We start from the raw sequence: 24388 nt of genomic DNA on the forward strand, positions 1-24388 counted from the left end.
ATAATCATGGCCCATACGGTCGCTTCCTTCGACGAGGATCTGAGGCAGATCAGCCAGCTTATCCGTGATATGGGCGATCTCGCCGGCTCGATGGTCGGCGCGTCGACCAAGGCCCTGCTCAATTCCGACAACGCGCTGGCGCAGCGCGTGGTTTCCGACGACGCCATCATGGACGCACGGCAGCGCGAGCTCGACGATCGCGCTATCACGTTGATCGCCAAGCGCCAGCCGATGGCCGACGACCTGCGCAGTGTGGTCGGCGCCATCCGCATGGCCGGCGACCTCGAGCGCATCGGCGACCTCGCCAAGAACATCGCCAAGCGCGTCGGCTCCGTCGGCGTCAGCGCCGCGCCGCGCGACCTGTCGCACTCCATCGACTCGATGGCGCAGCTGGTGCTGATCCAGGTCCAGGGCGTGATCGAGGAGTACACGGCGGGCGACGCCACGGCGCTCGCCAAGCTCCGGAACGACGACGAGCGCATCGACGTCAAATACACCTCCGTCTTCCGCGAGCTTCTGACCTACATGATGGAGGATCCGCGCAACATCACGGCCTGCACGCATCTCCTGTTCTGCGCCAAGAATCTGGAGCGCATCGGCGACCACGTCACCAACATCGCCGAGAACGCCTATTATGTGCTGACCGGCACCCAATTGCCCGCGAACCGTCCGAAGCAGGACGAGACGGCGATGTCGGCGCCGGCGGCCTGACAGCGAAGGTACCTGCTAAATGATCGCGCCACGTATCATGGTGGTGGAGGACGAGGAGCCGCTGGGGGTGTTGCTCCGCTACAACCTCGAATCCGAAGGCTATCAGGTCGAGGTGGTCACCCGCGGCGACGAAGCCGAAATCCGCCTGCAGGAGAACGTGCCCGATCTCCTGGTGCTCGACTGGATGGTGCCGGCGGTTTCCGGCATCGAGCTTTGCCGGCGCCTCAGGATGCGGCCCGAGACCGAACGGCTGCCGATCATCATGCTGACGGCGCGCGGCGAGGAAAGCGACAGGGTGCGCGGCCTCTCGACGGGCGCCGACGACTATCTGGTCAAGCCGTTCTCGACGCCTGAATTCATGGCCAGGGTCAAGGCGCTGTTGCGCCGCGCCAAGCCGGAGGTGCTTTCGAGCGTGCTCAAGGTCGGCGACATCGTGCTCGACCGTGAATCGCACCGCGTCTACCGCAAGAAGAGCGAGATCAGGCTTGGCCCGACCGAGTTCCGGCTGCTCGAGTTCATGATGCGGCACCCCGGCCGGGTGTTCTCGCGCAGCCAGTTGCTCGACAACGTCTGGGGCGAGACGATCTATATCGACGAGCGCACGGTCGACGTGCATGTCGGGCGCCTGCGCAAGGCCGTCAACAACGGCCGCATGCCCGATGTCATCCGCACCATACGCGGGGCGGGGTACGCGATCCGCGAGGATTAGTCTTCCTGTGGAGGCGGTAACAGGTTGAATCCGATCGTATGCGCCGGCGATTGGCTCAGACGCTTCTGACTTCGTCATCCACGGGCGGAGCAAGGAGCGAAGCGACGCAGCGCAGACCCGAGGATCCATTCCGTGACGTCGACGCGCCACTACGGTGCAGAATTCCGTTCCGCTGCGCCCTGCGTCCGAGGTAACGGCACGGATTCCAAGGTCTTCGCGACGGAGCTTCGCTCCTGCTTCGCCCTGGTATGACGAAGCTTCGGGACCTTCGCAAATCTCCGACGTCTAGCAGGACACGATCACTTCAAAGCTGTTCAGGCGACGTGCTTGCCCGCTCTTGTCTGCACGCCCGGCGCGAAAATCTCCTGGTCGACGAAGGTCAGCGCGCGCATGGCGCAGCCCTCGCGGATCAGCGGCAATTCGTTCGGCTCGGTGTCGAAGGAGATCGATTCCGAGTGCTGGCCACCGGCGGTTTGGGCGATGGCCTCGCGCAGCGACGGCTCGATCAGGTCGAAAGCGGCGGCGCTGACGCCGACCATGGCGACCGGCGCCGGGTCGATCAGCGCGAACAAGCTGCCCAGGCCGAAGCCCAGCGCCTCGCCCGCCCGGCGGTATGCCTCGCGCTCCGGGCCGTCCTTCTCGCGCGCCTTGGCGGCAAGCGCCCGCATGTCGGCGTCGCCGACATCGACCGGCTCGGCGTCCTCGCTCATCTTCATGGCGCTGCGCCAGATGGCGTAGTTGCCGGCATAGGCCTCGACGCAGCCGCGGCGTCCGCAACGGCAGAGCGCGCCGCCCGGACGATGGATCATATGGCCGAACTCGCCTCCGGAAGAATGCGTGCCGGTGAACAGCTCGCCCTTCAGCACCAGGCCCATGCCGATGCCGTGCGAGAGCAGGATGGCTATGAAGTTGTCGCGATAGCGGTTGGGGTCTCGCCATTGCAGCGCCACCGCCATCATGTTGCAGTCGTTTTCCATGGTGGCCGGGATGCCGAATTCCTTTTCCAGGATGTTGGCGAAAGGAATGTCGGTCAAAGGCGTGATCGGCGACCACAGCATTGCCCGCGCATGGGAATCGGTGATGCCTTGGATACCCATGGCGATGCGGGCAACGCTGCCGACATCGAGGTCGGGATCTTTCAGCCGGCGCCGGACGATCGCCACACATTCGCCGATCAGCTCGTCGCGCGGCATGGTCAGCGTATCGAGGCGCCGTTGCTCCTCGGCGATGACCTGCCCGGCATAGTCGATGACGGCGACGGAAAGGAAATTCAGCGACAGCACCACCGTCACCACCGCGGCCGCCTCGGGATTGAGGGCGAGGCCGACCTGCGGCCGGCCGCGCTTAAGCGATGCCGCCTCGCTCGGCTTGCTCTCGGCCAGGATGCCTTCCTGGATCAGGTCCGAGGAAATTGCCGAAATGGTCGAGTGGCTAAGCCCCGTGGTCGCGGCGATCTCCGTGCGCGACGGCTGGCCGGCGCGGCGCACGGCCGAGAGCACCATGGCGCGGTTGCGCCGGCGCAGGTCGTCATGGCGGATCCCGACCGACATTTTTCTCCTCCCGGTCAGCGCGGCCTCTTGATAATGCATGGGCCGTCGGCGACGCGCCAGATCGGTTCAGTCGCGGATGCACCACCGAACCGCTCTGGATTTTTTGTTTCATTCAGTTCCAACGGGGCAACGCTTCCGCGCTTCTGTGCAACTGTTTTGGAATAGTGGCAGAAGCGGACGGGGCTGTCATTATTTATTGCGGGCCTCGAAAAAAAGTTCGCGGCACCTCAAAAACCATCAGAATCGCAGTTGACAGCGCTTCGGCGTTGGATCAGTATTTTTTCGAGGCTCGAAAAAAAGCCTCTGTGCCGGCCTTCGGGCCAGTCTGGGTAGCGCCGCGATGGCGCAGGGAGGAAATCATGAAGAGATTCGCAACCGCCATGCTGGCGGGTGTCGCCATGTCGTTGACGCTGGCGTCGGTCGCAGAGGCGAAGGACAAGGTGATCGGCGTTTCGTGGTCGAATTTTCAGGAAGAGCGCTGGAAGACCGACGAAGCGGCAATGAAGAAAGCCATCGAGGCCGCCGGCGACAAATACATTTCGGCCGACGCGCAGTCCAATCCGGGCAAGCAGCTGACCGACGTCGAAAGCCTGATCTCGCAGGGCGCAAACGCGTTGATCATCCTGGCGCAGGATGCCTCGGCGATCGGCCCGGCGGTGCAGAAGGCGCTCGACGAAGGCATTCCGGTGGTCGGCTACGACCGCCTGATCGAGAACAAGGACGTGTTCTACCTGACCTTCGACAACAAGGAAGTCGGCCGCATGCAGGCCCGCGAGGTGTTCAAGGCCAAGCCTGAAGGCAACTACGTCTTCATCAAGGGCTCGGGTGCCGATCCGAATGCGGATTTCCTGTTCGCGGGCTCGATGGAAGTGCTGAAGGAAGCCATCGACAGCGGCAAGATCAAGAATGTCGGCGAAGCCTATACGGACGGCTGGCTGCCTGCCAACGCACAGAAGAACATGGAGCAGTTTCTGACCGCCAACGACAACAAGGTCGATGCGGTCGTGGCGGCCAATGACGGCACTGCCGGGGGCGTCGTCGCGGCGCTGACGGCTCAGGGTCTGGCCGGCACCGTTCCGGTCTCGGGCCAGGACGGCGACCACGCGGCGCTCAACCGCATCGCGCTCGGCACGCAGACCGTGTCGGTGTGGAAAGACGCGCGCGAGCTCGGCAAGAACGCCGCCGAGATCGCCTCGCAGCTCGCCGACGGCAAGAAGATGGGCGACATCGCCGGCGCCAAGGACTTCACCACGCCTGGCGGCAACACCGTCAAGTCGCTGTTCCTGACCCCGATTGCCATCACCAAGGACAATCTCAACATCGTCATCGACGCGGGCTGGATCAAGAAGGACGAAGTCTGCGCCGGCGTCGCGGCTGGCGCGGTCGCAGTCTGCAATTGAACCGGGCCTAAGACGGTCCAAAGCAAACGCCGCGGCCGGAAAGCCGCGGCGTTTGCCAAAGAGCTTCTCGCTCGAATAGAGCCGGGAAAGCGAATGGAGCAGTTCAGCGTCCAGTAAGATCGCCAAGCCGCTCCCAACGGTTCGTTTCCACGCAATTCCGAACGGAAAGCGGTACACACTTTCGCTCGAATTGCTCTAGCATCGTGGTCCGGCATCCGCGCCAGACGGCAGCCGGTGGGAGGATATCATGACCGATACGACCTCTGATACGCCGGCCAACCCGGCCGCGGATCGCGCACGTGCTTCCGAACTCAGCGCGATCGGCCGTTTCCTCAAGGCGACCGAACTCGACACCCGTATGCTCGGCATGGTCGGCGCGCTTCTGATCATCTGGATCGGCCTGCACGTCATTTCGAGCCTGCGGCTCGGCGTCAATCCGCTCGATTTCGACAGCCGCACGTTCCTTACGCCGCGCAATCTGTGGAACCTGTCGGTGCAGACCTCGGCCGTGGCCATCATGGCCTCCGGCATGGTGCTGGTCATCGTCATGCGCAACATCGACCTCTCCGTCGGCTCGGCCGAGGGGCTGATCGGCATGGTCATGGGCTTTGCCCAGGTGCATTTCCTGGTGCGGATGGTTGGGCTCGAGCTCGGCAATCCGTGGATCTGGGTGCTGGCGCTGGCCATCGGCCTGGCGCTCGGTCTGCTGATCGGGGCGTTCCAGGGCTTCGTCATCGCCTATCTCGAGGTGCCGGCCTTCATCGTGACACTGGGCGGGCTGCTGGTGTGGCGCGGCGCCGCCTGGTGGGTCACCAGCGGCCAGACGGTCGCGCCGCTCGACGCCACCTACCAGCTGATGGGTGGCGGGCCGGCCGGCTCGATCGGCGCCAGATGGAGCTGGGTGGTGGGCGTCGTCGCCTGCCTGGCGGTGGTGTTTGCGCTGTTCCACGGCCGGGTGCAGCGCAAGCGCTTCCGTTTCCCGCTCCGGCCGATCTGGGCCGAGACGCTGCTCGGCGCGGTCGCCTGCGCGATCATCATGGGCGCGGTGTGGCTGGCCAATTCCTATCCCTGGCCGGTCGGCATCGTGAACCGACACGCCGCCGCCAACAACATCACCGTTCCCGAGGGCGGGTTGTTCATTGCCCATGGTATCGCCATTCCGGTGCTGATGGCGGTCGCGGTCGGCCTGATCATGACCTTTATCACCAAGCGCACCCGCTTCGGCCGTTATGTCTTCGCCATCGGCGGCAATCCGGAAGCGGCGAACCTTGCCGGCATCAACACCCGCTGGATCACCATGAAGGTGTTCATGATCATGGGCGTGCTGGCAACGATCGCGGCGGCGATCTCGTCGGCCAGGCAGAATTCGTCGACCAATGCGCTGGGCACCCTGGACGAGCTCCTGGTCATCGCCGCGGCTGTGATCGGCGGCACCTCGCTCGCCGGCGGCTCGGGAACCGTGCTCGGCGCCATGCTGGGCGCGCTTTTGATGCAGTCGCTGCAGTCCGGCATGGTGCTGCTCGGCGTCGACTCGCCGCTGCAAAGCATCGTCGTTGGCGCCGTGCTGGTTGTCGCGGTTTGGCTCGACACCATCTACCGCAAGCGCGTCTGAGCATGATCCCGCAAAGTGGAAACCGGTTTGCGGAAATTATCATGCTCAAAGGTTACAACTAGGGAGGAGACCATGCCAGACAAGAATGCTTCCGCCGGCGTCCCGCTGGTCGACATGCGCAACATTTCGATCGCCTTCGGCGGTATCCGCGCCGTCGACGACGCCTCCATCGATCTCTTCCCCGGCGAAGTGGTGGCGCTGCTTGGCCACAACGGCGCGGGCAAGTCGACGCTGATCAAGATCCTGTCCGGCGCCTACAAGCGCGATGCCGGGCAAATCTTCGTCAACGGCGAAGACGCATCGATCTCCAATCCGCGCGATGCAAAGAAATACGGTATCGAGACGATCTACCAGACGCTGGCTCTTGCCGACAATGTCGACGCCGCCGCCAATCTTTTCCTCGGCCGCGAACTGATGACCGCCTGGGGCACGCTCGACGACGTCGCCATGGAGGCCGAGGCGCGCAAGGTGATGGGACGGCTCAATCCGCGTTTCCAGCGCTTCAAGGAGCCTGTGATCAAGCTGTCTGGCGGACAGAGGCAGTCGGTGGCGATCGCCCGCGCAATCCTGTTCAACGCCCGCATCCTGATCATGGACGAGCCGACAGCCGCGCTTGGTCCCCAGGAGACGGCCCAGGTCGGCGAACTGGTGCGGCAGCTCAAGGCAGACGGCATCGGCATCTTCCTGATCAGCCACGACATCCATGACGTGTTCGAGCTGGCAGACAGGGTCTGCGTGATGAAGAACGGCCAGGTCGTCGGCACGGCGCGCACCGGCGACGTGACCCAGGACGAGGTGCTCGGCATGATCATTTTGGGCAAGTGCCCGCCGGGCGCCATTCCGGGTCCCGGAGCGCTGAAAATCGCAGCATGATGCAACAAGTTAGTCGGCTAATTTACGATTGGTTGATGTGCCAGCGACCGTGATGGATTGGCCTCGCCATTGTGTTGGCGTGGAGACTTGCCCATAAAGGTGATCAATGATCACGGGCCGCACCCTGCGTTGAAAAAACTCTTTCCGATCGTCGCTTTCATCGCCGTCGCGCTGATCAGCCTGACAATGGCGGGGTTCGCCTACTTCGCGACCCAGGAGGCGGCGCGCATCAAGTTCGAGGGAACGGCGGACGACGCGCTCAACCGCATCGAGAGCCGCATCGACCTGCATCTGTCGCTGCTGCGCTCGACGCAGGCGCTGTTCGACGCCCGCAACGGCGACATCACGCGCGGCGAGTTCAACGCCTTCTTCACCGCGCTCGACATCGACGACAATTTCGCCGGCCTGCGCGGCATCGGCTTCCTCAAGCTGGCCAAGACCGGCGACGAGGCCGCGGTCGAGCGCGACATCCTGCGCGATCACGGTTCGGCCCATCCGGTCTATCCGGCCACCAGCGAGCAGCAATGGCGAACGCCGATCGTGCTTTTCGAGCCGCTCGATACGTCCAGTCAGTCGATCATCGGCTTCGACATGTTCAGCGAGCCGGTGCGGCGGATGGCGATCGAGAAGGCCATGGCCGACGACCAGCAGCATGCCAGCGGGCTCGTTCAACTTGGCCAGGGACAAGGGCAGGAGCAGACCTTCCCTGGATTCTTGGTCTTCGTGCGGCTGAACGTGGAAACGGCGCCGGACGTCATCAATGCCAGCCGTTCCTCGACCGCGGGCTTTCTCTACGCCGCCTTCCGGGCGCGCGACTTGTTCCAGGTGGCGCTCAGCAAGGCGCCGCTGCTGCCGGTCAATGTCGAGATCTATGACGGAAAGCCGAATGCCGACAATCTCTTGTTCCGTTCGGAAGCGCCGCCGGCCGAGTCCCTGGGCGCGAAGCTTGTGGCGCGGCGGAATATCGTCGTCGCCGGCCGACCCTGGACCGTCCTGTTTAGGCCGACGAGCGCTTTCTCGCTGCCTTCCTCGCGCGCCATTCCGGTGATGCTCGGGCTGTTCGGCCTGCTGCTTGCCGGGGCGATCGCCCTGGTGGCCCGCTATCAGGAGCGTGCCTATGAGGCGAAGTCGCTGTTGCATGAGGCGACGGAGAAGAGCCTGCTGGAGAAGGACCTGATCCTGCAGGAGATGAAGCATCGCATCAAGAATTCGATCACTAGGGTTTTGGCGATCGCGCGGCAGACGGCCTCCCAGGCCACCGACGTGAAGGAATTCTCGGCATCGTTCTCGGCGCGTCTGCAGGCGATGGCCGCTTCGCAGGACATGCTGACACGCTCGCGCTGGCAGAAGGCGGATCTTGGCGACCTCCTGCGCATCGAGCTCGGGCAGGTGTTCGGCAAGGAGCTCCCGGCAGGCGTCTTGTCGGGGCCGGAGGTGCTGCTTGACGAGACGACCACGCAGGCGCTCGGTTTGACCTTCCACGAGCTTGCCACCAATGCGCTGAAATATGGCGAGGCAGGCAGCTCGGTTGGCGCCTTGAAAGTCGAGTGGTCGGTCGAAGGGCGCAGCCGGGAACGGACGCTGGTGCTCAACTGGCAGGAGGCAGGACAGAAACGGCTGGAAGAGCCGGCAAAGACCGGTTTCGGCACCAAGCTGATCGATCTCAACGTCACGCGCGAACTGCGCGGCACGATCAAGCGCGATTTTAAGGCCGACGGGCTGAAGGTGGAAATAAGGATTCCGCTGACGGGTTGAACCGCGCGCTATGCCAGCGCGCGGCCATGTCCCCAGGCAAAGAAATGGAGGCCGGCAGACCGGCCTCCAATCAAAATTTTAGTTGCAGCGGGCGGTGTAGATCCGGCCGCGATGATCGCGATACTGACAATAACCGTTGCGCAGGTTGCGGACCAGGAGGCCCGATCCGGCGCCGACAGCCGCGCCGATCAGCGCGCCCTTGCCGCCGCCTACCAAGCCGCCGACACCGGCGCCGATCAGGCCGCCGCCGACCACATCCTGCTCGGTTGTGGTGCAGCCGCTGACGGCGACCACGGCAACCATGGCAATGATCATCTTCCGCATAAAATTGCTCCTCACTTCTGTCCACACTTTCGGCAGTGCCAGCCGCCATTTAGCACGAAAAAACGGGCTTTGCCTGCACGATCTTACTGTTGATTAAGATAGTCTTTTTCAGGGCGCGCGCCGTTCGACGCGACAAGCGTGCCGGAGACTTCCAGCGACGCCTCGAGCGAGCCGTCGGGGCGCACGGTCCAGACGATCTGGTCGTAATCGTCCTCCAGCGCCGGATCGACGATGAGGCACTCGCCGACGACGTGTCGTGCCTGACCCCGGACGTCGGTCAGCGCGAAGGGCCGTTCGGCGGTGCAAGCCTCAAAGGTCTCGAAGACGCTGGCCGGGACAGGCAGCTCGCGGCATTCGGTCATGGTGTCCGAGCAGCCGATGACGAGGAGCAAAGCGGCGATGTGTTCCACGGGTGAACCCCCTCCGCGGCAAAGAACGATTCTCGCCGCTCAAAGGTTCCTGCCGCCGCGATGCCGCGAGCTCTTGCCGACTAAAGCGCGACCGGGAAACTGTCGGATCAGGTCAGCTGCCACGCTGCCGCCAGCACCAGGGCAGCAAGGAGCGCGATGGCGCCGAGACGAAGCGAAAGGTGGGAGGAACGGGGCAAGGGCGGCGTCTCGGCGTCCTGGAAGCCGCTCATCGAGACGCGCGCGGCCTGCTCCAACCTGTTCATGTCGGAAACCATCATTCAGTCCTCCCCAAATCGCGTGCCAATTCGTGTGACTCGGCGCGGCTGGGGCTTTCGGCGCGGTTTTAGCCAGGAACACAGAATCGGGCTTTATGGTGAACAGCCGGTTAAGCCGGCGAATGTTCGTGTGTGGCGGTCAATCCGTCTCGAAATTGCCGTGCGGGATCGTCAGGCGGTATTCGAGCCGACCCTCATCGATCTCGAGGATGGCGGAGCCGCCGAGCGACGTCGGCACGACCCGTTCCAGAGCGACGCTGCCAAAGCGCTTTTCGTTGCGCCTGCCGGCGCCGATCCTTTCCGTCCACATCAGCAAAAGGTCGGCCGAAGTCCCGCTGCCGGGTGCGAGTTTGGCGCTTACCTCGACACGGCCGTCAGGCTGCGACAGAGCGCCATAGCTTACCGAATTCACGGCCAACTCATGCATGGCCAGCCCGATATGCAACGCGGCGTTTGGGTTGAGGTAAGGGTTTTCGCCATCGAAACGCAGACTGCGGCCCGGGTCGGCGCTGTAGCGGCCGACCTGGCCGGATACGAGCTCTCGAAGCGCCGCGCCGCGCCAGTTGGAGGATGTCACCAGATCCTGGGACGAGGCGAGCGACTGAATGCGGCCGCGAAAACGGGTCAGGAAGTCGCCAAGCGTCTCGGAGTAGCGTCCGGTCTGGGTGGCTATGCTCTGGATGATGGCCAGAAGGTTCTTCGAGCGATGGCTGACCTCACGCAGCAGCGTCTTCAGCGTCTGCTCGCGACGTTTCTGCTCCGTGGTCTCGACCATGGTGGTGACGATGCCCTGGACCTCCCCGGTATCGCTATGATCGGCATCGACCCAGATTTGGAACCAGCGCACACCGTCACCGCCGCGAATGCCGAGTTCGAGGCGATCAGCATTGCCGGTTTCAACCACCCTGTGTTTGGCCGCACTTAGGCGCTCGGCCTGAGCAGGGGAGAGCAAATCCTTGCCGTCGGCCGTCTCGGCTGCCCAGGGCGCGCGCATGTTGCGCGCCCAGACGGTCTTCATTTCCCGATCCTGATAAAGCACCGAAATTCCGGCATTGTGAAGCGCGTGCAGCAACGCGCGCCCCAACTGCATCCCGCTTTCCGCCGGATGCATCGCGATCACCTCGTCGCTGCGCTTGCCCGGATCGTCCTTTTCTGAGGCCTTGGAACGCATCCGATAATACTTTCCGCATCCAGGCTGAACGGCTTTACGACAGACTGCTGCTTCGGCCTTGACATACCGAGGCTGCGCGCAGCCTCAAAAACGGTCCGCCGGACGACGTCCTTTGGGGACACCGCCCGGCGGTGGCTGGAAACCGTTTGAGGGGTGCGGCTTCCAGTGTCCGGTGCTCCCCGCGTCAGGCTCTTCTGAAGAGGCCGGCGATGAGCGAAATCACCAGGAAGGCCAGGAAGATGAAGAACAATATCTGCGCGATGCCAGCCGATGTGCCGGCAATGCCGCCGAATCCAAGAGCGCCGGCGATGATCGCGACCACAAGAAAAACGAGCGCCCAGTAAAGCATGATACGTCTCCTTCTAACGTCCTGAAAAAACGTGGCTGAATGCCGTTTGTTCCACCATTTGCGGAAAAAGACGACCCCCGGAAACGCTTTCGCGGATCAGATCCCGCACTGCATCGTGCGAGGCGCGGGAGCCTCGCATGGAACCTCGATGACCGGACATCGGTGCGGTCAGGCTGCAGCTTTCGCCTGGCGGTCGAAGAACAGCGCCTGGCTGATCAGAGCCTTGACCATATCGGGGTTGAACGGCTTGGTCACCAGAAACGCCGGCTCGGGGCGCTCGCCGGTCAACAGGCGTTCGGGGAAGGCGGTGATGAAGATCACCGGCACCGGCGTCGAGGACAGGATTTCATTCACGGCCTCGATGCCCGAGCTGCCGTCGGCGAGCTGGATGTCCGCCAGGACCATTTTGGGGCGCGTCCTGCCGAACATGGCGACCGCTTCCGCATGCGTGCGCGCGGTGCCGACAACGCGATGCCCAAGGCTTTCGACCATCTCCTCGATGTCCATGGCAATCAGCGGCTCGTCCTCAATGATCAGCACATCGGTCGCGACCTGGCGGGAAATCTCAGCGCTTGCCTGGGCAAGCAATTCGGAAAATTCCTGCTCGTCGGCGTCGAGAATCTCCGCTGCTTCGTCCTCGCTGAAACCTTCCACGGCGACAAGCAGGAACGCCTGCCGCGGCCGCGGCGCGATCGCATTCAAATTGGCGGCGGCCCGCTGCTCCCAGGCGGTCTGCGCATGCTCTTGCGGCACGCGGATGGCGATCGAGGTGAAAAGCCTGGCAAAAACCTTGTACAATGCGATGCGATCGCTCGATGCATTGGGGAAGACTTCGGTGTCGGCGATGATAGCTTCCAGCATGGCGGCGACCAACGCGTCACCGCTTTCCTGCGATCCCGACACGGCGCGCGAGAAACGGCGAAGGAACGGCAGGTGAGGAGCGATGGTTGCGGATAGACTCATATTTGACGTCTCCCTCAGATGACGTTGCTCTTTTCCATCAGGCCAGATGCTCGCAAACCCCGGCAAACCAACGTCGGTTTTCTGAAAAAGTTCCGCCGGCTGTGGAACTAAATTAGAAAATGGGCGTTTGGCGGTTTCGGGATGGGCAACCAGACAAGGGTGCCGCTTGCGTTGTGGTCTGCAGTTCCAGAGCGGTTCGAGTGCTGGGAATTAGGGCAAATATGAAAGAAATGTCAAAGAATTCGACGACTGGCGCCGCGAGGCACCGGAATGGGGACGGCAATCCGCTCGGACCAAACTCCGAAATCGCCCGCAAACTCAAACAATACTACGACGAGCTGGTCTCCGATCAGGTGCCAGATCGATTCGCTCAGTTGCTTAGCCAACTGGAAGAGGCCGAGCCCGCCGAGAAAAAGGACTGAGGCATGGCGGCGGTCTCCCAGAGCTTCAAGACCGAGCTGCTCGGCGCAATACCGAGCCTGCGCGCCTTTGCGGTGTCGCTGACGCAGAATGCCGACAAGGCGGATGACCTCGTCCAGGAGACCTTGGTCAAGGCGTGGGACAAGCACGAGAGCTTCCAGCCGGGCACCAACCTCAAGGCCTGGCTGTTCACCATCCTGCGCAACGAATTCTATTCGCAGATGCGCAAGCGTGGCCGCGAGGTGCAGGACAGTGACGGCATCATGACCGCCAGGCTTGCCGTTCACCCGGCCCAGCATGGCCAGCTCGACCTGAAGGATTTCCGCGGCGCGCTGGAGCAGTTGCCGGAGGATCAGCGCGAAGCCATCATCCTGATCGGGGCGTCCGGCTTCTCTTACGAGGAGGCGGCCGAGATCTGCGGCTGCGCGGTCGGCACCATCAAGAGCCGGGTGAGCAGGGCGCGCGCCCGGCTGCAAGATATCCTCAAGATTTCCGGCGAGGACGAATACGGTCCCGATGCGATCTCGGCTCAAGTGACTGGTTCGAACGCGGCCTGACACCGACATCCGGCATCCTGGGCCGCGACGTCATCAAGCCGCCTTCGCGCGGCCGCAGGCGAGCGCCACGGCTTCGATCAGATCGTCTCCCGAATAAGGTTTGGTGACCAGCCGGATTTCCGGGAAAGAGCCCCCAATCTCTTCCGGGTCGGCGTAACCGGAGGCAAAGATGAACGGAACGCCTGCGCCCCGCAGCCGGCCGGCGAAGTCGAGCGTCGAGACGCCGCCAAGCATCAGATCGACAATGGCGGCGTCGAACGACGACAGCCCATCCCGCAGGTCGGTTTCGGCCAGATCGCGGACAATCGTGACGTCGGCGGCACCCTGGTCGCGGCACAGCTGCTCGACGTCCATCGCGATCAGGAATTCGTCTTCCAGGACCAGGATACGCAATCCGTCTAACAAAGGGGGCACGTGTCGGCAACTCCTACAGTCGCCCCAGTCATGCGCGGTATTCGGCTCTCTGTCATTTAAAAAGATATGACCGGCGATGCATCCCGTGATCGGGTGGAACCTCGATCCGTGTGGAGCGTTTCCAACAACCCCACCGGGGCAGGGATTTCGAAGAGGGGTCGAAATGTCCGGCCAGAGTACACGTTCCGCCGCCCGCCAATATCCCTGCGAGAAGTGCCCGCTGCGGCCGCTACCGGCCTTCGCGCGTTCGAAAGCCGTGAAGACCTTAAGGGAGGGATGGACGGGGAAGAGGGGACGTCTGATCCGAGAGAATTTGACAGCCGTCAATGTACCCGCCCTTCAGTCTTGCTAAGGGGCGATCCAGCTTCGGAACTCTTGACGTAGATCGAGCGTTTAAAGGTAGAAAACACAAGGAGTTACGCGATGGCGACCGCCACAGGCAAAACCGCAACAGATGCCCCCTCCACCTCCGATCTGGAAGCCGATATCCGGCAGCTGAAGGCCGATATAGAGGAGCTCACAAGGCAATTGGCCAAGACGAGGGACGACGGTTACGGCGCGGCGCGGCGCGCGGCGGCCGAAGGCGTCGAACAGCTGCGGACACAGGGTGAGGCCGCGTTCGAAAGCGTGCGCGGCAGTGCCCAGGATATCGAAGCGCAGCTCATAGCCAGCGTTCGCGAAAAGCCGGTAACGTCGCTGGCGATTGCCGCCGGCGTCGGCTTCCTGTTTGCGCTGCTGTCCCGCCGCTAGCCCGCAGATGGAGACGCTGGTCTCGCTGATTTCGACCCTTGCCTCCGGCGAGGCGCTGGCTGCTTTGCGACGGGCGCGCATGACGGCAGTCCTTTATGGACTTGCCGGCGTTTTCGCCTTGTGCGGCATCGGTTTCCTCATTGGGGCCGCCTATATCTGGCTGGCGGAGCGCTACGGGTCGTTGGCGACTTCCCTCGGCTTCGGCGTGGGGTTCCTGGTGCTTGCCGGGCTCATTCTCGTGATCCACAAACTGACCGCCGGTACGCAGGCGCGACGCCGGGCGCGAAGACGAAAGGCCGACATGACCGCGGTTGGCGTCACCGCAGCGCTCGCGCTGCTTCCGGCGCTTGCGAAAAGCAAGGGGGGCATGGGCGCGCTTCTCGCGCCCGCCGTCGCGCTCGTCGCTTATGCAATCTACCGCGAGAATGCGAAGCCCGGGCCTCAAGACAAGGATCCCGGCGCAAAGCCGTAGGCAAACCGATCCGCATCCTCAATGAAAGTGGCTGATGTCGACCGTCGATTTTGCTGTCTTGCTACCCATCAATCTCCTATGTCCCACGTCCAGGGGGCCCGATCGTCACCCAACCTCGCCGTCGGATTCGGAACCTTCGCGGAAAGGGCCCGTTACCCGACCGTGCCGGAGCGCACCGCCGCCACGCAACATGGAGGCCGATATGCCCAAGACCGTTCCTGAAGACAAAGCCCGCCAGGGGCATTGGGGCTGGCATGCGCTGAGAATCCTTATCGCCGGGCTGTTGCTTGCCTTCATTGCGTGGGGTGCGGTCGAGGTCTACGGCGAGCTAATCAAGAGCCAGACGACTGGACAGAGCGTGCCTCAGGCGCCGGCGACCGGGCAGAAGCCCGCGCAGGGCGGCTGACGGCTTAGGCTGCTTTTGCCTGCGCATTTCTTGCCGGAACCAGCACGTTCAACGCGCCGGGATGAATCTCGATAACCGTCTCGCGTTCCAGCCCGAACAACTCACCATCCATGACCGCACTGAACTTCTTCGTCGGCGAGCGGATCTTGAGGGTCGCCTTGTCGGCTTGGTGGATTTCGACATGTTGGCTGTCGCGCCACTTGCCGCGCAGCATAGCGAGGAGCAGCCTCACCAGATCGCGCCGCCTGCGTGCGACGCTGACATAGATGCCGAGCAGGCCGCCCGCCGGATTGTCCGCGTAAGGCAGATGGCCCTCGCCGAACAGATTGTTGCTGATGCTGATGCCGGTCGCGCGGGTGATGATCTCGGTCTTGCCGATGGTCAAGGTCACCTTGAGAGTGCGCGGGTTCTTGATCGTTGCCCATGCCGCACGAACGGAAGCCGTCATCTTTCCCAGCCGCGAGCCGAAATCCATTTTCTCGCGGAGCTGAACCATCCTGGCATGCATGCCGATCGAAAACTGATGCACGAAGGGCCGGCCGTTGGCGCTCGCCATGTCGACGGCCGTCACCTCGCCTTCGGCGAAGGATTTCAGCGCCCCGTCCAGCGTCTGCGGGATGCCGAGACCGCGCGCGAAGAGGTTCATCGTGCCGCCCGGCAATATGGCCAAGGCTTTCTTCTTGTTCATGAGAAGGGACGCTGCCGTCGAAACAGTACCATCGCCGCCGCCAGCGATCACGACGTCGACATTCCGCTTCGCCACGACTCTTTCCAAGGCTGCGGCGACTTCGCGGCGTGCAACGATGTCGATCTGAACCGAATGGCCTGCCGCTTCGAGTGTTTGGCGCAGACGTTCGGCAAAAGCTGAAACATCGGTGGTACGCAATGTGCCGCCGTCCTGATTCAGCACCGCAGCAAACCGCATGCCCCGCTCCGCCTTCCTTTCCTCGCAATTTTCTTGGCCGGCAATTCCTTGGCCGAAATGGCCCACAGCCGCTGGCTGAACGAAACGATGGCCCCAAAGGTTCCTTGGCCAGTCAGGATTGATGCCGGGCGCGCTCCGCTTTTGGGAACAAGGCACCGGTCACGACGTTGTGAAAGCGTCGGACAATTCCGCGCCCGGTCCGGTTCACCAAGGCCGGCCGCTGCGTTACCGAAATCAGGCAGGAGGAAAGACGATCATGACCCGCACTCTTTTCGCGACGACCGCGCTTGCGACGCTGCTTGCAACCGGCGCTTTCGCACAAACGGCGACGCCGACGCCGGCACAGCCGCCCGCCGCCGAGAACCCCGTGATGCGCGCGGAGGGTTCCCTCATGACCAACATCATCGGCGAGTCCGTCTATAACGGCACTGGCAAAGACGCCCAGAACATCGGCAAGGTCGACGACATCGTCTTCGACGCAAGCGGCAAAGCCAAGTCCGCGATCATCGGCGTCGGCGGCTTCCTTGGCGTTGGGACCAAGGATGTCGCCTTCGACTACAGCAAGATGGAATGGGCCGAGAAGGACGGCGACCGCTGGCTGGTGGCCAAGACGAGCAAGGAGGAGCTGAATGCCCAGCCGGCATTCGACCGCAAGCCCTACGATCCGGCACCGGCGCAGTCTACTGACGCCACGCAACCCTCACCCACCGGCACCGGCGGAGCCCAGAAGCCGGCGGACCTCAATGCCAAGCCGGCGGAACCGGTGAAGAAGGCTGAAGGCAATCTCGCCACCAACATCATGGGCGAGTCGGTTTACAACGGCACGGCCGATGATGCCCAGAAGATCGGCGACGTGAAGGACATCGTGCTTGCCAAGGACGGCAAGGCCGAGTCGCTTGTCATCGGCGTCGGCGGCTTCCTCGGCATAGGCACGAAGAACGTCACCTTTGACTTCGCCAAGGCAAAATGGGCGGAGAAGAATGGAGACCGCTGGCTGGTTGCCGAGACGACGAAGGAGCAGCTTCAGGCGCAGCCGGATTTCAACCGCAAGGCCTATGATCCTGCGTCGGCCTCGACCAGCACCGCGGCCTCGAGCGAGACGCCGCCTACCACCACGCCTACAGTGGCCTCGTCGGACACCACGGCCGACAAGGGGAGCAAGCCTACCCAGCCGGCACAGACAGCCGAGAACAAGCCCGCGGCGCCGGCTCCGGCCACGGCCGAAAACAAACCGGCGAACACGTCCGCCACCGACGAGACCAAGACGGCCTCGATCGACAAGTCGACGTTGACCGAAATGCCGATGGGCAATATCCGCGGCGACGAGCTGAAGGGCGCGACCGTCTATGGCGCCAACGACGCCAAGATCGGCGAGATCGGCGATGTCGTGCTGACGCCGGACAAAAAGCCGGATGCGGTGATCGTCGACGTCGGCGGCTTCCTCGGCATCGGCGCCAAGGAAGTGGCGGTCGGCATGGACAAGCTCAAATTCATGACCGACAAGAGCGGCAAGAAATATCTCTACACCAACTTTACCAAGGAACAGCTGCAGGCGCAGGTGGCCTATGACAAGAGCACCTATGCCACCAAGCGCGACCAGCAGCGGATGATTCTGAAGTAAGGGAATAAGGCAGTAGGCAGTAGGCAGTAGGCAGTAGGCAGTAGGCAGTAGGCAGTAGGCAAATATGTTCGAGGCCGGTTCTTGTGCCCTATTGCCTATTCCCTACTGCCTTGGCTACGTGGCCAACCACGCCATCGCCCGTCAGCTCCGCCAGCGCCAGCGACTGGTCGAGATGCCTGGCGCGCCAGGCGAGCATCTTCTCGGCGAATTCCAGGCGCACCGGCAGATAGGCAGCGTCGTTCGCGACATTGCTCAGCTCGCCCGGATCCTTCGCGAGGTCGAATAGCAGCGGCGGCAGACCGCCGCCGAAATGGACATATTTGAAGTCCTCGGTGCGCAGGACGGCCAGGTTGCAATCGCGCGGACCGATGCCGAAGTGCCGCTCGGTCTCGCCGTCGGCGATTGAGCGGAAATCGAACTCCCAGTGCACCGCCTCGCGCCATTCCGTAGGCTCCTTGCCATCGAGCCACGGCGCCAGCGACCTGCCGTCGAGATGTGGCTCGGGTGCGGCACCGATCAGGTCGAGCAAGGTCGGAAAGATGTCGACCGCCTCGGTGAAACGGTCGACCGTCATGCCGGCGGCTGCTTCGCGACTCGGATCGCGGATGATCAGCGGAATGTGGTAGCTGCCATCGAAGAAACCGCCTTTGCCCAGCATGAAGTGATCGCCCATCATCTCGGCATGGTCGGAGGTGAGCACGATCACGGTATCGTTCCAGGCGCCGGCCGCCTTTACCGCTTGCCAGACGCGGCCGAGCTGTATGTCGACCTCGGAGATCATGCCGTAATAGATGGCACGGATGCGGCGGAAATTTTCCTCGCTCCAGTCCGTCACCTTGCCATCGGCGCCGGGTATGAATTTCGTCCGCTTCTGCTGGTCGAGATCGCAAGCGAGATAGGGGTGGCTTTCCGCCTCGGCCTGCCAGCTTGCGGCGCGCCGGAAAGCCGGGCCATCGGCCGGGTCATACATGGTGTTGTAGGGCTCCGGCACGACGAAGGGCGGGTGCGGACTGATGAAGGAGATGTGCGCGAACCACGGCGCAGCCTCGTCCTGCTCGCCGAGCCAGCGGATGAATTCGCCGGCCAGGAAGGCAGCCGGGGTCTGGTCCTTCGAATAGACCGGCGGCGCGTTGCTCACATCGCGCCGGGGCTTGTCGTGCTCCCCAGCCGGACGGAGGATGTCAGGGCTGCCGGCGCTGGTATCGATCCCCTGCATCCTCAGCCAGGACAGCCATTGTTTCTGGTGCTCGGGCAGGAACTGCCGCACGGTGAAGCCCGGCAGCACGCCTTCGTAGCTCTTCAGCCGTGGATCGGCTGCCGAGAGCTGCCGCGGATCCGGCGCGACATCGGTGTAGCCGAACAAGGTCGGGTCGTAGCCGACCGCCCGTGCTGAGAGCGCGATGTTGCCGTGACGCGCATCGAGCGGCGTGCCGTTGCGGCAGACGCGGTTGTTCATCTGGTAGAGGCCGGTGTAGAGGCAGGCACGGCCCGGAGAGCAGGGTGCGGCGCCGCCATAGTGGCGCCGGAACAGCACGCCCTCGGCGGCAAGTGCATCAACGTTCGGCGTCCTGACCACCGTATGGCCTGCGGCCGAAAGGCAATCGCCACGCCATTGGTCGCAGGTGATGAGGAGAACGTTCGGGCGGCGGGTTCGGTTGTCCAAAATCTTCCTCCTCAAGAAGGCGTGCCGCTCATGGAGCCGAAATTCGCCGGCGTTGCAAGGCAAGCCGGTTTGTCAATCGGTGAACATAAACCTTAGGTCGTTCACTTTTATGACACAGTCCATCCTGTGTTTGCCCGCTTTGCCGCCGACGGGCCTATCCTCATATTGGCGTGGACAGCGGCGAGGGCCGCAGCAAGGACAGGGAAGGAGCAACACCATGCTCAATCAGATCAAGGGCCTGCATCACGTCACCTCGATGGCGAGCGATGCTCGTCGCAACAATGAGTTCTTCACCAGGAAGCTCGGCCTGCGCCGAGTGAAGAAGACCGTCAACTTCGACGCGCCTGACGTCTATCACCTCTACTACGCCGACGAGTTCGGCACGCCCGGCTCGGTGATGACCTATTTCCCGTTCCCCGATATCGGCAAGGGCCGGCATGGGGTGGGCGAGGTCGGCACCACGGTCTTCTCGGTGCCGGAAGGCACGCTCGGCTATTGGGACAAGCGTTTCGCCGACGAGGGCGTGGGCGGCGTCGCCCGCTCGACGAGCTTCGGCGAGAAGCGGCTCACCTTCACCGGTCCCGACGGCGACAGTTTTGCGCTGGTGGAGGACAAGGCAGACAGCCGCGCGCCCTGGGTCAAGGGCGGCGTTCCCGGCGATGAAGCGATCCGCGGCTTCCACTCGGTCGCGCTGAGACTCAAGGATGGCGGCGCCACCGAGGAGCTGCTGAAGTTCATGGGCTATGAGGAAGTCGACAAGTCCGGCAACGTCCGTCGGCTCGCGATCAAGAACGGCAATGGCGCCGACGTCGTCGACATCGAGTCGCTGCCGGGCGCAGGCTTCGCCAATCTCGGTGCCGGCTCGGTGCACCACGTCGCCTTCGCGGTCGAGGATCGCGCCAGGCAGCTCGAGGTGCGCAAGGCGCTGGTCGACACGGGCTACGGCGTGACGCCGGTCATCGATCGCGATTACTTCTGGGCGATCTATTTCCGCACACCGGGCGGCGTGCTGTTCGAGGTGTCCACCAACGAGCCGGGCTTCGACCGCGACGAGGACACCGCGCATCTGGGCGAGGCGCTGAAGCTGCCGACGCAGCATCAGCATCTGAGGCCCTATCTCGAACAGCACCTGCAGAAACTGGAAGACTGACGCCATGAGCAAAGACGCTTACATCCATAAAGTGCTGCCCGGTTCGCCGGGCAGTCCGTTGCTCTTCGTCTTCCACGGGACCGGAGCCGACGAGAATCAGCTTCTGTCGTTCGGTCAGGAGCTTGCGCCTTCGGCGACGATCGTGTCGCCGCGCGGCGACGTCTCCGAGCATGGCGCCGCCCGCTTCTTCCGCCGCACCGGCGAGGGCGTCTACGACATGGACGACCTCGCGCGGGCGACGGCCAAGATGGCGGGCTTCGTCAAGGCGCATGTCGATGCGGCAAAGCCCTCGGCGGTGTTCGGGCTCGGCTATTCCAACGGCGCCAACATCCTGGCCTCGGTGATGTTCGCGGAGCCTGCTCTGTTCGATGCCGCGGCCCTCATGCATCCGCTGATCCCGTTCGAGCCGCAGGTGCAGGGCAGTCTTGCCGGCCGCCATATCCTGATCACGGCCGGCAGGCGCGATCCGATCTGTCCGCCCAACCTGACGTCGCGGCTGGAAGCCTATTTGCGCGCCGACGGGGCCGATGTCACAGTGGAGTGGCACGACGGCGGGCACGAGGTGCGGCCGAATGAAATCGAAGCGGCGCGGCTGCTGTTCACTCGCTCGCCGACCGCCGAAGGAGGCAAGAACAATGGCTGACCAGCTGCCCGAGATCGAACTGGAAGACCACGGCTCCAAGGGGCGCTATGTGCTGCGCGGGCCGGGCGGCGCCGAGGCCGAGATGACCTTCACCAAGATCGGCGAGCATCAGCTCATCATCGATCACACCGAGGTGCCGGACGTCTTCCGCGGCCAGGGCGCCGGGCTTCGCCTCGTCACCCGCGCGGTCGAGGATGCGCGTGCGGCCGGCAAGAAGATCATCCCGCTCTGCCCCTTCGCCAACGCCCAGTTCCGCCGCCACCCAGAATGGGCGGATGTGCTGAAGCAGTGAGATCTTTCCTTCTCCCCTTGTGGGAGAAGGTGGCCGCGAAGCGGCCGGATGAGGGGTGTTCCAGGGAAAGCCGACGTCTCACTTCGCTGGAGCACCCCTCAACCGTCTCGGCGCTGCGCGCCGATCCCCTTATCCCACAAGGGGAGAAGGAAAAGAGCCACCCAGCCACAACCGCGAACACGTCACTGGCATTTGCGCAGTTCGGCCATCTTGCCTAAGTAGACAGTTCGCTCGGACGGGATTTCGTCCCGCCTCGCCCCGTCACCGAAATGAATGGCTCCCCTGATGACCGAGACCGACCTCATCCCCGTTTTCGACGGCCACAACGACACGCTGCTTCGACTCTATCAGTCGAAGGAAACGGATGTCGAAAAGCTGTTCATCGAGGGTACGCCGGGCGGTCACATCGACCTGCCGCGCGCCAGAGAGGGTGGCTTTGCCGGCGGCATGTTCGCGATCTTCCCGCCGCCGATCGAAAAGACCAAGCGCAGCGCCGTGCCGCCGGCGCCGAGCGACAATGAACCTCTGCCGCCGGAACTGCCGCGCGCCGAGGCGATCACGTCCACCATCGGCATGGCCTCGATCCTGTTCAGGCTTGAGCGGGCAGGCGCGCTGAGCGTGTGCCGCAGCGCCGGCGACATCCGCGATGCGATGGCGAAGGGTTCGATCGCGGCCGTCTTCCACATCGAGGGCGTCGAGGCGATCGATCCGGAGCTTGCCATGCTCGACGTGCTTCATGCTGCCGGCCTGCGTTCGCTGGGTATCGTCTGGAGCCGGCCCAATGCTTTCGGCAACGGCGTGCCGTTTCGCTTTCCCTCCTCGCCCGACACCGGGCCCGGCCTCACCGATGCCGGCAAGGCGCTGGTCAAGGCCTGCAACCGGCTAAAGATCATGATCGACCTCTCACATCTCAACGAGAAAGGTTTTCGCGACGTGGCTGAATTGAGCGATGCGCCGCTGGTCGCGACCCATTCCAACGTGCATGCGATCTGCGGCCATTCACGCAACCTGACCGACTGGCAGCTCGGCGCGATTCGCGAGTCTGGCGGCATGGTGGGCCTGAACTTCGCCACTGGCTTCCTGCGCGAGGACGGCCGCATGAACGCCGATACCGGTCTCGACATCATGGTGCGCCATATCGATTCGCTCTTGCAGGCGCTGGGCGAGGATGGCGTCGGGCTGGGCTCGGATTTCGACGGCGCCATGATCCCGGCCGTCATCGGCGACGTCGCCGGCCTGCCCAAGCTGATCGAAGCGCTCGCCGCGCGTGGTTTTGGGCGCGCGCTGATTGAGAAGATCGCCTATCGCAATTGGCTGAATGTGCTCGAAAGAACCATAGGGTAGGATATGCTATTGCGCGTAGCCGATCCGCATCAGCCATTCCTTGCCGACGCCGCGGTCGCGGATGATCGGCAGGGGGTCCTCGTGGTCGAGCCTCGCGCAGATGCGGTAGACCTCCAGCGTCTCGGCATTCATCTCGCGGCGCTTGAAGAAATACATCGCCGCCGCATAACGAGTGCGGCCGGACCACATCTCGCCGAGCGGCGTGTTGACCAGCGCCCACTGCTCGGCGGCTTCCGCGTCCAGGTCGCCCGCGTCGCTTGCCATCTCAAAAATCCGCAGGCGGGTTGGCGGTGCGGCGGTCGAGCTTGATGAAAGGCCGCGGCACCACTTTCGCCCGCTTCATCAGCTTCTGGTACTGCAGCTCGCGCATGGCGTATATCTCGACCCAGAGGTCGTCGACGACTGTGTCTCCATAGGGCCGCTGCAATGAAGCGATGGCGATATTGCGCTTGGCCATCGGCGACCACATCGCAGCGCTCACCAGCCCCACCTCCTGGCTTTTGCGATAATAGACTATGGCGTGCTCGGCCGGGATGTTGCCTTCGATCTCCAGCCCGACCAGCACATGGCGCAGCTTCTTTCTTGCCCGGGCTTCGAGGATGGCGCGGCGGCCGTTGAAGTGGCCCTTCTCGGGATCGATCATGAAGCCGAGGCCGATCTCGTCCGGCATGCGCAGGCGGTCGGCGCGGATGGCATGCTCGGCGGTGGTGAAGTCGGCATTGGCGACGATCAACCCGGCTTCCAGCCTGGCGCGGTTCAGCGCCGTGTAGCCGATGGCGCGGATGCCGCGCAGCTCGCCCGCCGTCATCAGCCGATCCCACAGGCTGAGCGCCTTGTCCGCCGGCACGAACAGCTCATAGCCGAGATCGCCGGTGAAGCCGGTGCGCGAGACGGTCACGGTAGCGCCGTCATGCGCGAACTCGGCGTGGTCGAAAACCTTCAACCGCTCGATGCCGGCGAAGCCCGCGTCACGCAGGATTGCGAAGGAGGTCGGGCCCTGCAGCGCAAGCCCGGCGACGGCTTCGGTCTCTTCCTCGATGCTCACCTCGAACCGAAAAGCGCTGTCGAGCAGCCAGGGCAGATGCCGTTCCTGGGAGCAGAGGCGAAAGCGCGTCGGCGACAGCCGGAAGAGCGTGCCGTCGTCGAGCACGAAGCCTTCGTCGTCGCACCAGGCCGTGTAGTGGACACGGCCGGGTTTGAGCTTGGTCACGTCGCGCAGCGTGACGCGGTCGAGATAGGCTTCGGCGTCCGGACCCTCGACCCGGTATTTCGTCATCGGCGAGATGTCGAACAGCGCCGCCTGGCTGCGGATGGCGAAGTATTCGAGCTCCTCGTCCCACAGCGAATGCGGCGCGCGGTAGCCGGCCCAATTGTACCAGTCGTTTGTCAGCGCCAACGCGTCGATGCACGGCTGGAAGGGCGTGCCGATACGCAGCGTGCGGAAGTGGGACTGGGCGATGGCGCGGTCGGTTGATGGTTTGATGGTGGGATGATGGTTCATGACGGCGTTCCTTCGCGCCCCCCTCTGTCCTGCCGGACATCTCCCCCACGAGGGTAGGGCTATCGCATATGAGTGAAGATGCGGAGCAGATCTTGGTCAGCCCATCGTGCCTTGAGACGTTTGTGGCT

The 24388-nt window shown here is 63.6% G+C and carries 28 protein-coding genes; 16 read left to right on the forward strand and 12 right to left on the reverse strand.

The window, feature by feature from the left end; genetic code table 11:
* The first annotated feature begins 3 nt into the window (after window positions 1-3).
* Together phoU and phoB are read left to right on the forward strand one after the other, a co-directional pair.
* A complete protein-coding gene (gene phoU / locus P9236_RS20675; RefSeq protein ID WP_128088863.1) occupies window positions 4-711 on the forward strand; it encodes a phosphate signaling complex protein PhoU in 708 nt (235 codons plus the stop codon).
* Between the two features lie 19 nt (window positions 712-730).
* Window positions 731-1420: a phosphate regulon transcriptional regulator PhoB gene (gene phoB, locus P9236_RS20680; RefSeq protein ID WP_010911896.1), complete on the forward strand. Its 690-nt coding sequence runs from the start codon at window positions 731-733 to the stop codon at window positions 1418-1420.
* A 314-nt stretch (window positions 1421-1734) separates the two neighbouring features.
* Here phoB and P9236_RS20685 read toward each other — a convergent pair whose 3' ends face one another.
* Window positions 1735-2970, reverse strand: coding sequence for an ROK family transcriptional regulator (locus P9236_RS20685; protein WP_278076351.1), 1236 nt, complete (start codon window positions 2968-2970; stop codon window positions 1735-1737).
* Window positions 2971-3329: 359 nt separating this feature from the next.
* Here P9236_RS20685 and xylF point away from each other — a divergent pair, with 359 nt between their 5' ends.
* The 4 genes from xylF (at window position 3330) to P9236_RS20705 (ending at window position 8610) form a co-directional block, all read left to right on the forward strand.
* A complete protein-coding gene (gene xylF, locus P9236_RS20690; RefSeq protein WP_278076353.1) occupies window positions 3330-4370 on the forward strand; it encodes a D-xylose ABC transporter substrate-binding protein in 1041 nt (346 codons plus the stop codon).
* A 247-nt stretch (window positions 4371-4617) separates the two neighbouring features.
* Complete coding sequence (locus tag P9236_RS20695; RefSeq protein ID WP_278076355.1) at window positions 4618-5982, forward strand: sugar ABC transporter permease; 1365 nt, start codon at window positions 4618-4620, stop codon at window positions 5980-5982.
* Between the two features lie 72 nt (window positions 5983-6054).
* Window positions 6055-6855, forward strand: coding sequence for an ATP-binding cassette domain-containing protein (locus P9236_RS20700; protein ID WP_278076357.1), 801 nt, complete (start codon window positions 6055-6057; stop codon window positions 6853-6855).
* Window positions 6856-6984: 129 nt separating this feature from the next.
* Window positions 6985-8610 (forward strand): CHASE domain-containing protein, encoded by a 1626-nt coding sequence (locus P9236_RS20705; RefSeq protein ID WP_278076399.1) that lies wholly within the window; start codon window positions 6985-6987, stop codon window positions 8608-8610.
* Window positions 8611-8688: 78 nt separating this feature from the next.
* Here P9236_RS20705 and P9236_RS20710 read toward each other — a convergent pair whose 3' ends face one another.
* The 6 genes from P9236_RS20710 to P9236_RS20735 all read right to left on the reverse strand — a co-directional run bounded on the left by P9236_RS20710 (window position 8689) and on the right by P9236_RS20735 (window position 12102).
* On the reverse strand, window positions 8689-8934 hold the full coding sequence (locus tag P9236_RS20710) for a YMGG-like glycine zipper-containing protein (RefSeq protein WP_027166589.1): 246 nt from the start codon (window positions 8932-8934) through the stop codon (window positions 8689-8691).
* A gap of 83 nt (window positions 8935-9017) precedes the next feature.
* Window positions 9018-9344: a hypothetical protein gene (locus P9236_RS20715; RefSeq protein WP_278076359.1), complete on the reverse strand. Its 327-nt coding sequence runs from the start codon at window positions 9342-9344 to the stop codon at window positions 9018-9020.
* A gap of 107 nt (window positions 9345-9451) precedes the next feature.
* Complete coding sequence (locus tag P9236_RS20720; protein ID WP_278076361.1) at window positions 9452-9622, reverse strand: hypothetical protein; 171 nt, start codon at window positions 9620-9622, stop codon at window positions 9452-9454.
* A 136-nt stretch (window positions 9623-9758) separates the two neighbouring features.
* Window positions 9759-10790: a sensor histidine kinase gene (locus P9236_RS20725; RefSeq protein WP_278076363.1), complete on the reverse strand. Its 1032-nt coding sequence runs from the start codon at window positions 10788-10790 to the stop codon at window positions 9759-9761.
* Window positions 10791-10974: 184 nt separating this feature from the next.
* The gene (locus P9236_RS20730; RefSeq protein ID WP_018429836.1) at window positions 10975-11139 is read right to left on the reverse strand and encodes a DUF1328 domain-containing protein; all 165 of its coding nucleotides are present in this window, start codon (window positions 11137-11139) and stop codon (window positions 10975-10977) included.
* Between the two features lie 168 nt (window positions 11140-11307).
* The gene (locus P9236_RS20735; RefSeq protein WP_278076369.1) at window positions 11308-12102 is read right to left on the reverse strand and encodes a response regulator; all 795 of its coding nucleotides are present in this window, start codon (window positions 12100-12102) and stop codon (window positions 11308-11310) included.
* 221 nt (window positions 12103-12323) lie between these two features.
* On the opposite strand from P9236_RS20735, the gene P9236_RS20740 reads away from it, so the two are divergent.
* The gene (locus P9236_RS20740; protein ID WP_278076370.1) at window positions 12324-12524 is read left to right on the forward strand and encodes a NepR family anti-sigma factor; all 201 of its coding nucleotides are present in this window, start codon (window positions 12324-12326) and stop codon (window positions 12522-12524) included.
* A 3-nt stretch (window positions 12525-12527) separates the two neighbouring features.
* On the forward strand, window positions 12528-13079 hold the full coding sequence (locus tag P9236_RS20745; RefSeq protein ID WP_040973662.1) for an RNA polymerase sigma factor: 552 nt from the start codon (window positions 12528-12530) through the stop codon (window positions 13077-13079).
* A gap of 33 nt (window positions 13080-13112) precedes the next feature.
* On the opposite strand, the gene P9236_RS20750 is transcribed toward P9236_RS20745, so the two are convergent.
* Window positions 13113-13493 (reverse strand): response regulator, encoded by a 381-nt coding sequence (locus P9236_RS20750; RefSeq protein ID WP_278076373.1) that lies wholly within the window; start codon window positions 13491-13493, stop codon window positions 13113-13115.
* Window positions 13494-13916: 423 nt separating this feature from the next.
* Here P9236_RS20750 and P9236_RS20755 point away from each other — a divergent pair, with 423 nt between their 5' ends.
* The 3 genes from P9236_RS20755 (at window position 13917) to P9236_RS20765 (ending at window position 15121) form a co-directional block, all read left to right on the forward strand.
* On the forward strand, window positions 13917-14243 hold the full coding sequence (locus P9236_RS20755; protein WP_278076375.1) for a hypothetical protein: 327 nt from the start codon (window positions 13917-13919) through the stop codon (window positions 14241-14243).
* Between the two features lie 7 nt (window positions 14244-14250).
* Window positions 14251-14715 (forward strand): phage holin family protein, encoded by a 465-nt coding sequence (locus tag P9236_RS20760; RefSeq protein ID WP_278076377.1) that lies wholly within the window; start codon window positions 14251-14253, stop codon window positions 14713-14715.
* A gap of 202 nt (window positions 14716-14917) precedes the next feature.
* Entirely contained in the window at window positions 14918-15121 is a 204-nt protein-coding gene (locus P9236_RS20765; RefSeq protein ID WP_278076379.1) for a hypothetical protein, read from the forward strand.
* 4 nt (window positions 15122-15125) lie between these two features.
* Here the strand turns inward: P9236_RS20765 and P9236_RS20770 are convergent, their stop codons facing one another.
* Window positions 15126-16046 carry a diacylglycerol kinase family protein gene (locus P9236_RS20770; RefSeq protein ID WP_278076381.1) on the reverse strand — a complete coding sequence of 307 codons (921 nt, stop codon included), beginning with the start codon at window positions 16044-16046 and terminating at the stop codon, window positions 15126-15128.
* Window positions 16047-16302: 256 nt separating this feature from the next.
* Here P9236_RS20770 and P9236_RS20775 point away from each other — a divergent pair, with 256 nt between their 5' ends.
* Window positions 16303-17667: a PRC-barrel domain-containing protein gene (locus P9236_RS20775; RefSeq protein WP_278076383.1), complete on the forward strand. Its 1365-nt coding sequence runs from the start codon at window positions 16303-16305 to the stop codon at window positions 17665-17667.
* An 88-nt stretch (window positions 17668-17755) separates the two neighbouring features.
* On the opposite strand, the gene P9236_RS20780 is transcribed toward P9236_RS20775, so the two are convergent.
* Window positions 17756-19330 carry an alkaline phosphatase family protein gene (locus P9236_RS20780; protein WP_278076385.1) on the reverse strand — a complete coding sequence of 525 codons (1575 nt, stop codon included), beginning with the start codon at window positions 19328-19330 and terminating at the stop codon, window positions 17756-17758.
* Window positions 19331-19547: 217 nt separating this feature from the next.
* On the opposite strand from P9236_RS20780, the gene P9236_RS20785 reads away from it, so the two are divergent.
* The 4 genes from P9236_RS20785 (at window position 19548) to P9236_RS20800 (ending at window position 22759) form a co-directional block, all read left to right on the forward strand.
* Window positions 19548-20480, forward strand: a complete 933-nt coding sequence (locus P9236_RS20785) for a VOC family protein (RefSeq protein WP_278076387.1) — start codon at window positions 19548-19550, stop codon at window positions 20478-20480.
* A gap of 4 nt (window positions 20481-20484) precedes the next feature.
* Window positions 20485-21123: an alpha/beta hydrolase gene (locus P9236_RS20790; RefSeq protein ID WP_278076389.1), complete on the forward strand. Its 639-nt coding sequence runs from the start codon at window positions 20485-20487 to the stop codon at window positions 21121-21123.
* Window positions 21116-21415 carry a GNAT family N-acetyltransferase gene (locus P9236_RS20795; RefSeq protein ID WP_040998912.1) on the forward strand — a complete coding sequence of 100 codons (300 nt, stop codon included), beginning with the start codon at window positions 21116-21118 and terminating at the stop codon, window positions 21413-21415. The genes P9236_RS20790 and P9236_RS20795 overlap by 8 nt, the downstream gene beginning before the upstream one ends.
* 285 nt (window positions 21416-21700) lie before the next feature.
* On the forward strand, window positions 21701-22759 hold the full coding sequence (locus P9236_RS20800) for a dipeptidase (protein WP_278076391.1): 1059 nt from the start codon (window positions 21701-21703) through the stop codon (window positions 22757-22759).
* A gap of 6 nt (window positions 22760-22765) precedes the next feature.
* Here P9236_RS20800 and P9236_RS20805 read toward each other — a convergent pair whose 3' ends face one another.
* Together P9236_RS20805 and P9236_RS20810 are read right to left on the reverse strand one after the other, a co-directional pair.
* On the reverse strand, window positions 22766-23023 hold the full coding sequence (locus P9236_RS20805; RefSeq protein WP_278076392.1) for a hypothetical protein: 258 nt from the start codon (window positions 23021-23023) through the stop codon (window positions 22766-22768).
* Window position 23024: 1 nt separating this feature from the next.
* Window positions 23025-24260, reverse strand: a complete 1236-nt coding sequence (locus P9236_RS20810; protein WP_278076394.1) for an aminomethyltransferase family protein — start codon at window positions 24258-24260, stop codon at window positions 23025-23027.
* Window positions 24261-24388: the final 128 nt, after the last annotated feature.

This window comes from Mesorhizobium sp. WSM4884, assembly GCF_029625675.1.
GTDB lineage: Bacteria > Pseudomonadota > Alphaproteobacteria > Rhizobiales > Rhizobiaceae > Mesorhizobium.